The sequence below is a fragment of the Sinorhizobium sp. BG8 genome (assembly GCF_016864555.1).
Classification (GTDB): Bacteria; Pseudomonadota; Alphaproteobacteria; order Rhizobiales; family Rhizobiaceae; genus BG8.
Genome location: NZ_CP044012.1, coordinates 1,027,577 through 1,041,990, shown reverse-complemented (window position 1 = coordinate 1,041,990; position 14,414 = coordinate 1,027,577). Strand labels below are relative to the sequence as shown.

13 protein-coding genes are annotated in these 14,414 nt (G+C 63.6%); 6 read left to right on the top strand and 7 right to left on the bottom strand.

What is annotated here, in order from left to right:
- The first annotated feature begins 32 nt into the window (after nt 1-32).
- From F3Y30_RS25690 to F3Y30_RS25665, 6 genes are all read left to right on the top strand, one after another.
- Entirely contained in the window at nt 33-695 is a 663-nt protein-coding gene (locus F3Y30_RS25690; protein ID WP_246753040.1) for a TetR/AcrR family transcriptional regulator, read from the top strand.
- Nucleotides 696-955: 260 nt separating this feature from the next.
- A complete protein-coding gene (locus F3Y30_RS25685) occupies nt 956-2,209 on the top strand; it encodes a sarcosine oxidase subunit beta family protein (RefSeq protein ID WP_203427087.1) in 1,254 nt (417 codons plus the stop codon).
- 9 nt (nt 2,210-2,218) lie between these two features.
- Complete coding sequence (locus F3Y30_RS25680; protein ID WP_203427086.1) at nt 2,219-2,503, top strand: sarcosine oxidase subunit delta; 285 nt, start codon at nt 2,219-2,221, stop codon at nt 2,501-2,503.
- On the top strand, nt 2,484-5,291 hold the full coding sequence (locus tag F3Y30_RS25675) for a 2Fe-2S iron-sulfur cluster-binding protein (RefSeq protein WP_203427085.1): 2,808 nt from the start codon (nt 2,484-2,486) through the stop codon (nt 5,289-5,291). Before F3Y30_RS25680 ends, F3Y30_RS25675 begins: the two co-directional genes overlap by 20 nt.
- Nucleotides 5,284-5,844 (top strand): hypothetical protein, encoded by a 561-nt coding sequence (locus tag F3Y30_RS25670; protein ID WP_203427084.1) that lies wholly within the window; start codon nt 5,284-5,286, stop codon nt 5,842-5,844. Before F3Y30_RS25675 ends, F3Y30_RS25670 begins: the two co-directional genes overlap by 8 nt.
- Before the next feature lie 47 nt (nt 5,845-5,891).
- Nucleotides 5,892-7,007, top strand: a complete 1,116-nt coding sequence (locus F3Y30_RS25665) for a branched-chain amino acid ABC transporter substrate-binding protein (protein ID WP_203427083.1) — start codon at nt 5,892-5,894, stop codon at nt 7,005-7,007.
- Nucleotides 7,008-7,191: 184 nt separating this feature from the next.
- Here the strand turns inward: F3Y30_RS25665 and F3Y30_RS25660 are convergent, their stop codons facing one another.
- From F3Y30_RS25660 to livM, 7 genes are all read right to left on the bottom strand, one after another.
- Complete coding sequence (locus F3Y30_RS25660) at nt 7,192-7,953, bottom strand: hypothetical protein (protein WP_246753093.1); 762 nt, start codon at nt 7,951-7,953, stop codon at nt 7,192-7,194.
- 457 nt (nt 7,954-8,410) lie between these two features.
- Entirely contained in the window at nt 8,411-9,340 is a 930-nt protein-coding gene (locus F3Y30_RS25655; RefSeq protein WP_203427082.1) for an electron transfer flavoprotein subunit alpha/FixB family protein, read from the bottom strand.
- A 25-nt stretch (nt 9,341-9,365) separates the two neighbouring features.
- Nucleotides 9,366-10,115 carry an electron transfer flavoprotein subunit beta/FixA family protein gene (locus tag F3Y30_RS25650; protein ID WP_203427081.1) on the bottom strand — a complete coding sequence of 250 codons (750 nt, stop codon included), beginning with the start codon at nt 10,113-10,115 and terminating at the stop codon, nt 9,366-9,368.
- A 9-nt stretch (nt 10,116-10,124) separates the two neighbouring features.
- On the bottom strand, nt 10,125-11,555 hold the full coding sequence (locus tag F3Y30_RS25645) for an aldehyde dehydrogenase family protein (RefSeq protein WP_203427080.1): 1,431 nt from the start codon (nt 11,553-11,555) through the stop codon (nt 10,125-10,127).
- A 12-nt stretch (nt 11,556-11,567) separates the two neighbouring features.
- Nucleotides 11,568-12,293, bottom strand: coding sequence for an ABC transporter ATP-binding protein (locus F3Y30_RS25640; RefSeq protein ID WP_203427079.1), 726 nt, complete (start codon nt 12,291-12,293; stop codon nt 11,568-11,570).
- Entirely contained in the window at nt 12,290-13,108 is an 819-nt protein-coding gene (locus F3Y30_RS25635; protein ID WP_203427078.1) for an ATP-binding cassette domain-containing protein, read from the bottom strand. The genes F3Y30_RS25640 and F3Y30_RS25635 overlap by 4 nt, the downstream gene beginning before the upstream one ends.
- Complete coding sequence (gene livM / locus F3Y30_RS25630) at nt 13,105-14,412, bottom strand: high-affinity branched-chain amino acid ABC transporter permease LivM (protein ID WP_203427077.1); 1,308 nt, start codon at nt 14,410-14,412, stop codon at nt 13,105-13,107. The genes F3Y30_RS25635 and livM overlap by 4 nt, the downstream gene beginning before the upstream one ends.
- Between the last annotated feature and the right edge of the window lie 2 nt (nt 14,413-14,414).

Below are 14,414 nucleotides of genomic sequence, written 5' to 3'. Positions count from 1 at the left end.
GCTTCGTATCGAACGGTGTCAAAGGAGAGGATGTGAGCGTATCCAAGCGGTCTCGAGCAGGGCGGAATTTTGACGGTCAGGCGAACCCGCGCATGACGCGCGAGGCCTGGATCGAAGCCGGCGTGGAAGCGCTGGTCGAGGAGAGCATCGCGCACGTCAAGATCCAGCTCATGGCAAAGAAGCTCGGCGTGTCCCGGTCCAGTTTCTACTGGTTCTTCGCGGACCTGCAGGCATTGCAGCGGGAGCTGCTTGAATATTGGCTCCGCAAGAATACCAGCCCGATCATTGAACGCGCCCTGCGTCCGGCTGCCACTGTCACCGAAGGTGTCTGCCACATCTTCGAATGCTGGGTAGACCCGCGCCTGTTCGATCCCCGCCTCGATGCGGCCGTCCGCGCCTGGGGACGGATTGATGCGGCCGTCCGCGCGGTCGTCGATCAGGCCGACGATCAGCGTGTCGACGCGGTAACCCGTATGTTCCTGCGCTATCACTATCCAGCGGAGGAGGCCTTCATCCGGGCGCGCGTTCTCTACTTCACCCAGGTGGGCCACTTTACGCTCGGCATCGGCGATGACCGGGAAACCCGTCTCGGCCATCTTCGTTCCTATCTCCTGACGTTTACCGGTCGTTCCGCACTGGACGAGGAAGTGATGAACTTTACGGACCTGATACGGCGCGTACAGCCGGACGGCTGATCTTCTGGCCACCGCTGTACGGGAAGATTTCTTCCTGCCGACAGCAGTTTTCCGGCGGGTCTGCGAAAGTGGTTGAAAACCACTATACCTCGCGAGGGTTCCATATTGGACATTTGTGTCCAGTCGAACTATAGGTGTCTCTCCGCCGCCATGGGCGCTCCGCCGGAAGAGGGGTTTATGAGGACAGATCTTGCCGTAGCCTCGCTGCGAGGGCCCCGTTCGCGTACCGCGAGTACCGCACTTTGCGAGGCGGGACTGCGATGACAAGGCACTATTCGGCGCTTTCGCTCTTCAAGGAAGGCCTCTCCGGACAGCAGGGCTGGCAGAAGGCCTGGCGCTCCCCCGAGCCGAAGTCGCGCTACGACGTTCTCATCATCGGTGGCGGCGGCCATGGCCTGGCAACTGCCTACTACCTCGCCAAAACGCACAACATCCGCAATGTCGCCGTTATCGAGAAGGGCTGGCTGGGCGGAGGTAACACCGGGCGCAATACGACAGTCGTGCGCTCCAACTATTTCTTCCCCGAGAGTACGGCGATCTACGACCTGGCACTCCGCCTCTATGAGACGTTGGGCCGAGATCTCAACTACAATGTCATGCTGTCCCAGCGCGGCATCCTCACGCTCGCCCACAGCGAGGGCGAGATGGAGATGGCGGCCAGGAACGTCAATGCCATGCAGATCAACGGCACGGATGCCGAGCTTTTCGGGATAGAGGACGTGCGCCGTGTCCTGCCGCTGCTCAACCTCTCGCCGGAAGCACGCTATCCGGTTTTCGGCGGCGCCTGGCAGGGAAGGGCGGGCACGGCGCGGCACGATGCGGTCGCCTGGGGTTATGCGCGCGCCGCCGACCAACTCGGCGTCGATATCATCCAGTCCTGCGAGGTCGAGGAGTTCCTCGTCGAGGGCGGGCGATGCCGCGGGGTAAAGACGAACAGGGGCGAGGTCCGCGCCGACCGGGTCGCCATGGTCGTCGCCGGGCATTCCTCGCATCTCGCCGCCAAGGCTGGGTTCCGCCTGCCGCTCACCTCGTATGCCTTGCAGGCCTGCGTTTCCGAGCCGATCAAGCCGGCGCTCGATACGGTCGTGCTGTCACCTTCGACCGGCACCTACGTCAGCCAGTCGGACAAGGGCGAAATCGTCATCGGCGGCGGCCTCGACCGTGTTCCCTCCTATGGCCAGCGCGGCAACCTGCCGATGCTGGAAGAGGTGATCTCGGGCCTCCTCGAAATGTTTCCGAGCTTCCGGCAACTCCGGTTGATGCGACAGTGGGCCGGTATCGTCGACGTCACGCCGGATTCCTCGCCGATCCTCGGGGAAAGCCCGCTGCCGGGTCTTTTCCTCAACTGCGGGTGGGGAACCGGCGGCTTCAAGGCGATCCCGGCTGGCGGCACGCTGCTCGCCCATCTTCTGGCCACCGGAAAACACCACGACATCAGCCGGCCCTTCGATCTCGACCGTTTCGCGCGCGGACGATTGATCGACGAGGCGGCTGGCTCCGGCATCGCTCACTAGGAATCCGCCATGCAGCTTTTCCCATGCCCCTTCTGCGGACCACGAAGCGAGAGCGAATTCCATTTCGGCGGTGATGCCGGGAATCATCGTCCGGAAGGCTTCCGCGATGTGACGGACGGTCAGTGGGCCGCGTACCTGCACGAACGCAACAACCTGCGCGGACCGGCAAATGAAATCTGGATGCACATGACCTGTGGCGAGGTGTTCCGCATGGAGCGCGATACCGTGCACCACGGCGTCACGCAGTCCTTTGCGTTGATCGAGGGAGGCAGCGATGACGGCATGGCGCACTGACAACGGCGCGGCCATCGACAGGGCACGGCCGTTGCGCTTCATCTTCGACGGGCGGACCGTCGAGGGCTTTGCGGGCGATACGGTCGCGTCGGCGCTGCTGGCAGGCGGTGTCCAGGTCGTCGGGCGCAGTTTCAAGTATCACCGTCCACGCGGTCTATGGGGCGCGGGTTCCGAGGAGCCGAACGCACTTGTCGACATCGCGGGCGGCATGCCGAACACGCGCGCCACGCAGATCCTTGCCGAGGATGGCATGGTCGTGCGCAGCGTGAATGCTGTGCCGAGTGCCGAGAAGGATAGCCGGGCGTTCATTGATGCCTTCTCGCGGTTTATCCCGGCTGCCTTCTACTACAAGACCTTCATGTTCCCCGACTGGCACGTGTTCGAGCCACGGATCCGGCAAATGGCAGGTCTCGGGACGCTCGACGAAACGGTGACCCGTCCGGGATTTGCCGAACAGATCAACCATCATTGCGACGTGCTGGTGGTCGGCGCTGGACCTGCGGGCCTTCTTGCTGCGAGGTCTGCGGTTCGCGCCGGGCGGCGTGTCGTGCTCTGCGATGACGGATGGCAGGTCGGTGGAAGCCTGCTCTACCGCGCTGCTGCCGTCGCAGGAAAATCCGGCGCGGAGTGGGCCGAGGACGTCGCTGCGGAACTGAAGCGGGCCGGTGCGCTGCTGCTGACCGGCACGACGGCCTTCGGCATCTACGATCATCGCCTCGTCGGCCTGAATCAACGGGGTACGGCTGGCACGCCGGACAGGCTTTGGCGTGTTCGCGCAAAGTCGATCGTGCTGGCCACGGGCGCGATCGAACGGCCGCTGCCCTTCGGCAACAATGACCTGCCTGGCATCATGTCCGCAGAGGCTGCACTCGTCTATCTCCGTCGGTTCGGCGTCGCCGTCGGGCGCAAGGTCGTGGTGGCGACCAACAACGGCCTTGCCTTTGAGACGGCGGAAGCGTTGAAGGCGGCCGGTAGCGAAGTCACGGTCGTGGACTATCGCGCGGACAGCCCGGCGCCTGCGGCGCTCAAGGTGCTGAAGGGGCTATCGATCACGTCCGCCAGCGGCCGGAACGCTGTTCGTGCCGTTCGCCTTTCCGACGGCAGCGTGCTGGAGGCGGATGCGGTGGTCGCTTCCGGGGGATTCACCCCGACCGTGCATCTCTATTGCCAGGGCCAGGGCAAGCTCGTCTGGCACGAGGACATCCTCGCTTTCGTGCCCGGCCGGCCGGTCGACGGCATCGAGGTGGTGGGTGCCGCAAGCGGCAACTTCGCTCTTCCACCGGAGCTTGCCGAAAGCGCAGGGATTGATCTCGGTATCGTCGCGGCCTGGCCAAAGCCGCGGACGAAGGAGAGGGTCTGGATCGATCTTCAAAACGACGTCACGGCCAAGGACGTGGAACTTGCCGTGCGGGAAAACTTCGTGTCCGTCGAGCATGTGAAGCGTTACACCACGCTCGGCATGGCGACCGACCAGGGCAAGACATCCAACGTCAACGGATTGGCCCTGATGGCCGAACTGACCGGCCGGCGCATTCCCGAGGTGGGCACGACGACGTATCGTCCGCCATTCACGCCGGTCCCGCTTGCCTCCTTCGCAGGCGCCCGCTCCGGCACGCTAATGAATCCGCTTCGCCGCTTGCCGCTCGAGAAAGTGCATCGTGCCGAAGGAGCTGTGTTGCGGGAATATGGCGGATGGCTGCGGCCGGCCTTCTACGGTGCGGGAACGCCGGATGAGCGGATTCAGGCTGAGGCGAAGGCCGCGCGCACGGGCGTCGCGCTTTTCGACGGTACGCCACTCGGCAAGATCGAGGTCATCGGGCCGGATGCCGCAGCGTTTGTCGACTTCATCTACTACAACACCATGTCGACGCTTGCGCCCGGCCGCTGCCGCTACGGCCTCATTCTCACGGAGGCGGGTAACATCTACGACGACGGCGTGTTGGTCCGGCTGGACGAAAACCGCTTCATCGTCTCCTGCTCCTCCTCGCATGTGGCGGGCGTGCATGCCCTCCTCGAGGAATGGCGGCAGGACCGTTTCGACCGGGGGCGCGTGTTCATCCACAATGCGACCGCCGAGATGGCGACGCTGACGATCACCGGTCCAGGATCGCGGGCGCTCATGGAGGAGATCGGTCTCGGTGTGCCGCTCGACGACGCGACCCTGCCGCACATGGGCGTCGTTTCCGGTGTCTTCGAGGGAGCAAACGTCCGGATCGCCCGGGTGAGCTTTACCGGCGAGCGCTCCTACGAGATCTCCGTGCCGGCCGACCACGCCGGCGCATTGTGGTCGCGCGTGCGGCGGGAGGGAGAGGCGTTCGGAGCGACGCTGCTCGGCGTCGAGGCCCTGATGATCCTGCGCGCGGAGAAGGGCTATATCGTCATCGGCAAGGATACCGATGGCATGAGCCGGCCGATGGATTTCGGTCTCACCGCGCCGCTGGAGAGGAAGAAGGTCGAATTCATCGGCCGTCGCTCGCTGGTGACGGAGGATGCCGCACGCGCTGACAGGAGGCAGTTCGTCGGGTTGGAAGCGGTCGACGACAAGGGCATCCTGCCCACGGGCGCGCATGGGATCGAACGCAGTGCCGGCGGTGTTCGCAGCACCGGCTATGTCACGTCGAGCTACTTCAGTCCCGCCCTGCAGAAGCCGATCGCGCTCGGACTGATCGAACGCGGTCTCTCCCGCATTAGCGATGTCATCGAGTTGCAGCACTTGCGGGAGCTGCGTCGTGCCCGCATCGTCTCTCCAGGCGTTTTCGACGTGGAAGGAGGCCGCCTCCATGCTTGACAATTCCCGCAAATGGCAGCCCGAACCAGACTGGGCGGCCGCCGCCCTCAAGGGCCGGACCCTCGAAGTGCGCGCCGTCCCAGGCTTGCAGCAGCGCCTGGTAAGCGGCGGAATCGACCGCTTCCTCGCCCGCCATGAACTTGGCAAGGACGTCGGTGCGTTGGGGATCGCCTCTGGCGACCGCTACGCCGTGCGCGTGGCGCGCGATCGGCTGCTGGCCGTCAGCATCCCTTCATCCGAATGCGCCGATGGATGGCACGACGCAGGCTACGGCGTCACAACGGTTGGCTCGGGGCTGCGGGTTTTCGAAGCGCGCGGGGAGGGCGTTCCCGATCTTCTGGCACGGGCGACGACGATCGATCCCGGCAATCCCGGTCCATGCGCCGCCTTGCAGTTTTGCGGCCTGACATGCACCGTCTATTTTCACGAGGATACGCACACGCTGCGTGTACACGTCGATCGGGGGCTTGCAGCCTATCTGTGGGAGTGGCTCGCCTGCCAGCCGCTTCTTTCGGGGGAGTCACCGGCGGCTGAGAACGAAATTTCGCACTAGAAGCAGCGGTCCGCGCTGGCGCGGGCCATAAATAGGGAGTTGAGACAATGAAAAACATCTTGATCATAGGCACGGTCGTCGGCCTGCTCGCGGGCACTGCGGCGCGCGCAGAAGATCTGACGTTCGCGGTCGCGGGGCCGATGACGGGCCCGCTCGCCACAATCGGCGATCAGTTCAAGCAGGGCGCACAGGCGGCCGCCGACGCGATCAACGCCAAGGGCGGCGTGCTCGGGCGACAGGTCAAGCTCCAGTTCGAAGACGACCAGTGCGATCCGAAGCAGGCCGTCTCTGTGGCCAACCGTATCGTCGCGAACGGGATCCAGTTTGTCGACGGGCACGCCTGCTCGGGTTCCAGCATTCCCGCCTCGGCGGTCTATGCCGAAAGCGGTACGCTGATGATGAGCCCCGCCTCGTCAAACCCGTTGCTGACGGACGACGCGGCTTCCCAGGGCTGGATGAACATCATGCGCCTCTACACCCGTGACGATGCGCAGGGCGCCTTCATCGGCCCCTGGATCGCCAAGCAATATGCGGGCAAGAACGTTGCGATCCTGCACGACAAATCCGCCTATGGCCAAGGCATCGCCAATGCCGTGCGGGCGTCGATCAACGAGAACAATCTCAAGGAGATTATGTTTGAAGGGATCAATGCTGGCGAAAAGGACTACAACGCGCTGGTGACGAAGCTGAAGGATGCCAAGGCCGACGTCGTCTATTTCGGCGGCTATCATCCTGAGGCCGGCCTGATCTTGCGCCAGGCCGCCGAGCAGAACTACAAGTTCCAGCTGATCATGCCCGACTCCATCGCTTCACCGGAATTCTGGCAGGTGGCGGGCCCGGCCGGGGAAGGCACCATGTTCGTGTTCCCCTCCGATCCGCAGTCCAAGCCCGAGGCGAAGGACGCCGTTGCCAAGATCGAGACCGGCGGTTTCAAGCCGGAGGGCTTCACGCTCTTTTCCTACGCGGTGATACAGGCTTTTGCCCAGGGCATCGAGCGTGCCGGCTCCGATGATCCCATCAAGGTTGCCGAGGCCCTGAAGAACGGCCAGTCGATCGACACAGTCGTTGGCACCGTCACCTTCGACGAGAAGGGCGACCTGAAAAACGCCAGCTACGACATCAACCGCTGGAGCGACGGCAAGTACGCTCCCATAGCCCAGTAAGTGGGTTCCGGGAGGCCAAGGAGCACACTTTGGCCTCCCGATCTCGGCGGAACCGCCAGAAAACCTGTCGTAGTAACGTCAGCACACAAAAGGTGTTGGTACTCAGCGCAGAGAAGTGGCCTGGGCCCGCCAAGCGCAACTGTCCTCGACATCCTATCGCCAAGCGGCCAGCAGCAGCCGATACTCAGAACCGGTAGGTTAGCCCGAGCACGGGTCCGCTCAGTTGCACGTCATAGACGTGGCCGCCATCGTCGTAGTCGACGTCGACGACCTTGTATCCGGCGGAGACGGAGAAATGATCGGCAAAGGCATAGTTGACCGTCGCCAGGGCTGACCATGTCAGGTCGGATCCGACTCCGAAACCGCCAATGTCACCCTGGGCCTGGACGGAGAACTTGTCGGTCAGATTGAGGAACACCCGGGCGCCGACGATCGGGTCCACCCAGCCAAAACTTTCCTCGTGACTGGCCGAGCGAGCGCCTAGGAGCGGATGGGAGGCGGTGACAGATACATCATTCGAAATATGCCAGAAGCGAGCACCACCGAGGGCATCCGCGGTAAATTCTAGCGTTTCGAATACGCGATAGCCCCCCTGGAGCGTCGCCATGAACTGTTGCGTGTCCACGTCCGCATCGACACTGGCACCGGGTGGGACAACGCCGAGCCCTGGAATCTGAAGCGCCGGCAGCGGACCGGTCGCGTGGCTGTCAGTCGTATCGACATACATGACGTCGCCGGACAGAACGAAGCGGTCGTAGCGCCCCCAGATGTTGATGAAGCCGCCGAAGTTGAGGTCATCCATTACCTCGGAAAACGACTTCTCGACGTGGATAGTCGGCGCGCGCGGGAAGGGAGATATGTTCCCCTCAAGTCCGGCCGCCCAGATATAAGGCGTGATCTGCAGGGCCCAGTCGGAATATGCGGCCGTACCGCCCGCGGGCCTGATCGTGTCGTCAGCGGCAACGGCGGCGTGAGCGGTGCACAACGTCAGGAAAGCAGCGGCAGCATATCTGTTCACGAAGGTTTCCTCTCAAGCCGGCAGTGTGTTCTTGTGGATGCGCCCGTCTTTCATCGCCATCTTGAGTGACCGCTGAGGAACGAGCGGGCGACCGTCTGCTAACCAGTTAAACTGATTTGAATTTTGCTCACAAGCGCGATCTTCGAGCCTGCGCGGCATGCGACCGGTGTCCACCTCCTTCGGCCTGGCGTTCTGGTTTACTCGAACGAACGACATGATTCCTGCCTGGTCTGCACGCCAAGTTTGAAGCGTCATGGCCGATCCGCAAGTCGCAATGTCATCGAGATCGAACGGGTGTCGGTACGGTCGGTGCTGCGAGGCAATGCTCCTGCCGTACAGAATGACCTGCCCGGCCGAAGGAACCAGAAGGCGGGAGAGGGGCGCCCTAGACGGTTCGTTCAAACTCCGGCAGGACGTCGAAGAGGTCTGCGACGAGGCCGTAGTCTGCGACCTGGAAGATCGGCGCTTCCTCGTCCTTGTTGATGGCGACGATGACCTTCGAATCCTTCATGCCGGCCAGATGCTGGATGGCGCCGGAGATGCCGCAGGCGATGTAGAGTTCGGGCGCGACCACCTTGCCGGTCTGGCCGACCTGCCAGTCGTTCGGCGCATAGCCGGCATCGACGGCGGCGCGCGACGCACCGACGGCGGCCCCGAGCTTGTCGGCGACCGGCAGGATCACCTCCTTGAACTTCTCCGACGAGCCGAGCGCCCGGCCGCCCGAGATGATGATCTTCGCCGACGTCAGCTCCGGACGGTCCGACGACGACAGCGCATCGCCGACGAAGCTGGAAAGGCCCGGGTTTGCGCCGGCCGAAACCGTCTCGACCGCAGCCGAGCCGCCGTCCGCCGCTGCGGCAAAGCTTGCCGTGCGCACGGTGATCACCTTCTTCGCATCGGTCGCCTGCACCGTCTGGATGGCGTTGCCGGCATAGATCGGCCGCTTGAACGTGTCGGACGAGACCACCTCGATGATCTCAGACACCTGCGCGACGTCGAGAAGGGCCGCGACCCGCGGCAGCACGTTCTTGCCGACCGAGGTGGCGGCCGCAAGGATCGTGTCATAGGAACCCGACAGCGAGACGATCAGGGCCGCCAGCGGTTCGGCCAGGTTGTTGGCGAGGCTGGCGTCGTCGGCGACGAGCACCTTGGCGACGCCCGACAGCCTTGCCGCCTGTTCGCCAACCGCCCCGGCACCGGAGCCGGCAACCAGCACATGCACCGCGCCGCCGATCTGCGTTGCCGCCGTCAGCGCCTTGGCCGTCTGGTCGGAAAGGTGGTTCTTGTCGTGGTCAGCCAGAAGAAGAATGGCCATGATGTAATCTCCTATCTCTTCCGGATCAAAGCACGCCGGCTTCGGTCTTCAGCTTCGCGACGAGCTCGGCGACCGACTTCACCTTGACGCCGGCCTTGCGGCCGCCCGGCTCCTCGGTCTTCAGCACCTTCAGCCGCGGGCGCGTGTCGACGCCGAAATCGCCCGGGCTCTTCTTGTCGAGCGGCTTCTTCTTCGCCTTCATGATGTTCGGCAGCGAGGCGTAGCGCGGCTCGTTGAGCCGAAGGTCCGTCGTCACCACCGCCGGCAGCGTCACTTCGATCGTCTGCAGGCCGCCGTCGACCTCACGGGTAACCTTTGCCTTGCCCTCGCCGATCTCGACCTTCGAGGCAAACGTCCCCTGCGCCCAGCCGAGCAGCGCCGACAGCATCTGGCCGGTCTGGTTCGAGTCGTCATCGATCGCCTGCTTGCCGACGATGATCAGCCCCGGCTGTTCGGCCTCGGCCACGCCCTTGAGGATCTTGGCGACGGCGAGCGGCTCGACCTGATCCTCGGTCTCGACCAGGATCGCCCGGTCGGCTCCCATGGCGAGTGCCGTCCTCAGCGTCTCCTCGGCCTTGGCGGGACCGATCGACACCACCACGACCTCCTCCGCCTTGCCGGCTTCCTTCAGACGCAGCGCCTCTTCCACGGAGATCTCGTCGAACGGATTCATCGACATCTTCACATTCGCAAGCTCGACACCCGTGCCATCCGCCTTCACGCGGATCTTCACGTTGTAGTCAACGACACGTTTGATGGGGACAAGCAGTTTCATCTGATTACCTCAGGCGAGCGTATAGGCGGTTTTGACGGTGGTGTAGAATTCGGCGGCGTAACGGCCCTGTTCGCGCGGGCCGTAGGACGAACCCTTGCGGCCGCCGAAGGGAACGTGGAAATCGACGCCGGCCGTCGGCAGGTTGACCATGACCATGCCCGCTTCCGAATTGCGTTTGAAATGCGTGGCGTGCTTAAGGCTCGTCGTGGCGATGCCGGAGGAGAGCCCGAAGCTCGTGTCGTTGGCCACAGCCAGCGCTTCCTCGTAGTCCCTGACGCGGATGACGGCGGCAACGGGACCGAAGATTTCCTCGCGGGCGATGCGCATGTCGTTCGTCGCCTCCGTGAAGAGGGCAGGTTCAAAGTAGAAGCCAGGGGTTTCCCGCTGCAGCCGCTCGCCGCCGAAGGTGAGTTTCGCCCCCTCCGAACGGCCAATGCCGATGTAGTCTACGTCCTGCTTCAGCTGGCTTTCGTCGACCACAGGGCCGATGTGGGTACCGCTTTTCATGGCGTCGTCGACGATCAGGCCCTTGAGGCGTTCCGTCAGCGCGGTTACGAAGCGGTCATGGATGCCCTCGGTCACGATCAGGCGCGAGGAGGCGGTGCAGCGCTGGCCGGTCGAGAAAAAGGACGAATTGGCGGCCGCCTCGACGGCGACGGAAAGGTCGGCGTCGTCAAGCACGACAAAGGGGTTCTTGCCGCCCATTTCGAGCTGGAATTTACGGTTGTGCTCTAGGGAGGTGAGTGCGACGCGTTTGCCCGTGCCGACTGAACCGGTGAAGGTGAGGGCGTGAACATCGGAACTATCGAGCAAGGTCTGGCCAACGATACTGCCGCGGCCCATGACAAGGTTGACGACACCGGCCGGCGCGCCGGCGCGGTGGAGGATATCGACGAGCGCCCAGGCGGAGGCCGGTACGAGATCGGCGGGTTTCAGGACGACCGTGTTGCCGTAGGCGAGCGCAGGCGCGATCTTCCAGGCAGGTATGGCAATGGGGAAGTTCCATGGCGTGATGATGCCGACGACGCCGACCGGCTCGCGGGTGATTTCGACACCTATTCCAGGGCGCACGGAGGGCAGGACCTCGCCCGAGAGGCGCAGCACCTCACCGGCGAAGAAATCGAAGATCTGGGCTGCGCGCGTCACCTCGCCTATCGCCTCGGGTAGCGTCTTGCCCTCCTCGCGGGCGAGCAATCGGCCGAGTTCGTCCTTCCGGGCGAGGATTTCGTCGCCGGTCTTCTTCAGAAGCGCGTGGCGCTCGAGGATCGGTGATCGCGACCAGGCGGGCAGCGCTGCCTTCGCGGCAGCGATAGCGGCCTTCGTGTCCTCGACGCTGCCGCGGGCATATTCGCCGACAACGTCGTTGGTGTTGGACGGGTTGATGTTCGCCGAGGCGTCACCGGTCACCCATTCGCCGGCAATCAGGTTCTTGTGGAGCATGGCTGGTTCCGTTCAGTGCTGGCCGAGATAGGCTTTGCGGACGTCTTCGTTATCGAGAAGGGCGGCGCTTTCGCCGGAAAGGTGGATGCGGCCGTTGACCATGACATAGGCGCGCTGCGAGAGTTTCAGCGCATGGTTGGCGTTCTGTTCGACGAGGAAGATGGTCTTGCCCATCGCCGCAATCTCTCTCAGCACCTCGAAGACGCGCTTGACGACGAGGGGCGCGAGCCCGAGCGAAGGCTCGTCAAACAGGATGAGTTCCGGGCGTGCCATCATGGCGCGCGCAATGGCAAGCATCTGCTGTTCGCCGCCGGACATGGTGCCGGCTGTCTGGTTGCGGCGTTCCCTCAGGCGCGGGAAGAGGTCGAACATGGCATTCCGGTCTTCGTCGAAGTGATCCATGCCGATCGGCGTGGTGCCCATCATCATGTTCTCCTCGACGCTCATCTCCTGGTAGATCTGCCGACCCTCCGGCACGAGCGCGATGCCACGGCGGGAAATCCGGTTGGTCGGCAGACGCGAAATGTCCTCGCCCTTGTGCAGGATCTTGCCGGACGAAGCGCGGGGCGCGCCGAAGATCGAGGACAGCAAGGTGGTCTTGCCCGCGCCGTTCGCGCCGATCAGGCTGACGACCTCGCCTTTCGAGATATGGACGCTCACGTCCTTCAGAGCCTCTACCGGGCCGTAATAGGCGCGCACGCCGGAAAATTCGAGCAGCGGAGTCTTTGCTTCGCTCATGTCTCTGCCTCCTCTTCGCTGATACCCAGGTAAGCGGCGATGACGGCGGGATCGTTCGCCACATGCTCGGGTGTTCCGTCGGAAATCACCTCGCCATGGTCGAGCACGACGATGTGCTGGGAGATGCGCATGACCAGGCCCATGTCGTGCTCGATGACGAGGACCGTCTGTCCGTATTCGCTGCAGAGCCGCTGGATGACCGCGGAGAGTTCCTGCGTCTCCGACGGGTTGAGGCCGGCCGCTGGTTCGTCGAGGCAGATGAGTTCAGGGCCGGTGCACATGGCGCGAGCGATTTCGAGCCGCCTCTGGCGGCCATAGGGCAGTTCCCCCGCAAGCCGGTTGGCATCTTCGGCAAGGTTCATCTCGCGCAGCCAATGGTATGCCCGGTCGACGGCCTCGCGCTCGGCTCTGCGGAAGGCCGGGGTGCGGAAGACGCCGCTCAGGAGATCGTTGGCGGTGACGCGGTGCTGGGCGACCAGCAGGTTCTCGATGACGGACATTTCCTTAAAGAGACGGATGTTCTGGAAAGTTCGTGCGATGCCGGCGCGCGTGACGAGATGCGAGCCGCCGGTAATGGGTTTCGTCATCAGTGCGCCGATGTCCTGCGGACCCTCGCGCCCATTCAGGACGATCCGGCCTTCGCTTGCGCGGTAAAAGCCGGTGATGCAGTTGAACATCGTTGTCTTGCCGGCGCCGTTCGGGCCGATAAGAGCTGTCACTGCACCCCGCTCGACCGAGAAGCTGACATTGCGGTTGGCGACGATGCCGCCGAAGCGCATCGTCACGTTGCTGACATCCAGGAGGGGCGCCTTCATCGTGCTGCCTCCGCCTTGGCCGTGAGCGGCAACCTGCCACCACTTTCCTCCGCCTTGCTCGGGAGAAAGGCCGGACGCCTGATGCGCACGAGACCGCGCGGCTTCCAGATCATCATTACGACCATCAGCACGCCGAAGATGAGCACGCGATATTCGGCAAATTCGCGCAGAAGTTCCGGAAGAATGGTGAGAACCAGAGCGGCAGCGATGACGCCGACCGTCGAACCGAGGCCGCCGAGCACGACGATGGCCAGGATCAGTGCGGATTCGAAGAAGGTGAAGGAGGTCGGGTTCACGAAGCCCTGGTGCACGGCGAAGAAGACGCCGGCGAGCCCGCCCGTCGAAGCGCCGAGCATGAAGGCGGTGAGCTTGACGAAGACATGGTTCACGCCGAGCGAACGGCAGGCGATCTCATCCTCGCGAAGTGCTTCCCACATGCGGCCGAGCGGCATGACACGCAGGCGCTCTACCGCATAGATGACGAGGCAGACGACGAGGAAGAGCACGAGGTAGATGAACCAGAACTTGTAGTTGGCACTGTAGGGAATGCCGAGATACTCGTGCAGGGGAACTCCGCCCTGCTTGGCCGTGCGCGTGAATTCGAGGCCGAGCACGGTCGGCGCCGGGACGGGCGCACCGTTTGGTCCGCCGGTGAATTCCAGCCAGTTGTTCAACACGAGGCGGATGATTTCGCCAAAGCCGAGCGTGACGATCGCAAGATAGTCGCCGTGCATCTTGAGTACCGGGAAGGCGAGGACCATTCCGCACAGGCCGGCGAGGAACGGCGCGATGATCAGCGCACCCCAGAAGCCGAGACCAAGATATTGCGAACCGAGCGCGAGCAGATAGGCGCCGACGGCATAGAAGGCGACGAAACCGAGATCGAGCAGTCCGGCAAGGCCGACGACGATGTTGAGGCCGAGCCCGAGCAGGCAGTAGATCAGCGCAAGGATCGCTATGCCGAGGAAGTACTTGTCGGCGAAGAACGGCAGGGCAAGGCCGGCGAGAAACAGCAGTGCGAGAACAAGAACGGGTGATTTCTCCGTGCCCGTCATGACCGAGACACCACCGTCGTTGCCGGAGGTCTTGCCAATCAGCTTCTGCCCGAACGCTGTGCTCCCCATGAGCGAGAGCGCAATGCGGCCGACGGTAATGATGCCGGCGAGCATCACGGCACGTGTCAGTTCGCTGCGGACCGAGAACCCTTCCAGGACGAGACCGGAGATGGGGCCGAAGAGAATGAGCGAGACGGTGAAGGTGAGGAGCGCCTGCTTGAAAAGCGCGAGGAGGCGGTGCGTTTCCATGC

Coding starts and splice junctions, on each gene's coding strand:
- F3Y30_RS25685 (WP_203427087.1), top strand. CDS start 956: ATGACAAGGCACTATTCGGCGCTTTCGCTCTTCAAGGAAGGCCTCTCC.
- F3Y30_RS25645 (WP_203427080.1), bottom strand. CDS start 11,555: ATGCTCCACAAGAACCTGATTGCCGGCGAATGGGTGACCGGTGACGCC.
- F3Y30_RS25640 (WP_203427079.1), bottom strand. CDS start 12,293: ATGAGCGAAGCAAAGACTCCGCTGCTCGAATTTTCCGGCGTGCGCGCC.
- F3Y30_RS25665 (WP_203427083.1), top strand. CDS start 5,892: ATGAAAAACATCTTGATCATAGGCACGGTCGTCGGCCTGCTCGCGGGC.
- F3Y30_RS25675 (WP_203427085.1), top strand. CDS start 2,484: ATGACGGCATGGCGCACTGACAACGGCGCGGCCATCGACAGGGCACGG.
- F3Y30_RS25680 (WP_203427086.1), top strand. CDS start 2,219: ATGCAGCTTTTCCCATGCCCCTTCTGCGGACCACGAAGCGAGAGCGAA.
- F3Y30_RS25635 (WP_203427078.1), bottom strand. CDS start 13,108: ATGAAGGCGCCCCTCCTGGATGTCAGCAACGTGACGATGCGCTTCGGC.
- F3Y30_RS25670 (WP_203427084.1), top strand. CDS start 5,284: ATGCTTGACAATTCCCGCAAATGGCAGCCCGAACCAGACTGGGCGGCC.
- F3Y30_RS25655 (WP_203427082.1), bottom strand. CDS start 9,340: ATGGCCATTCTTCTTCTGGCTGACCACGACAAGAACCACCTTTCCGAC.
- livM (WP_203427077.1), bottom strand. CDS start 14,412: ATGGAAACGCACCGCCTCCTCGCGCTTTTCAAGCAGGCGCTCCTCACC.
- F3Y30_RS25650 (WP_203427081.1), bottom strand. CDS start 10,115: ATGAAACTGCTTGTCCCCATCAAACGTGTCGTTGACTACAACGTGAAG.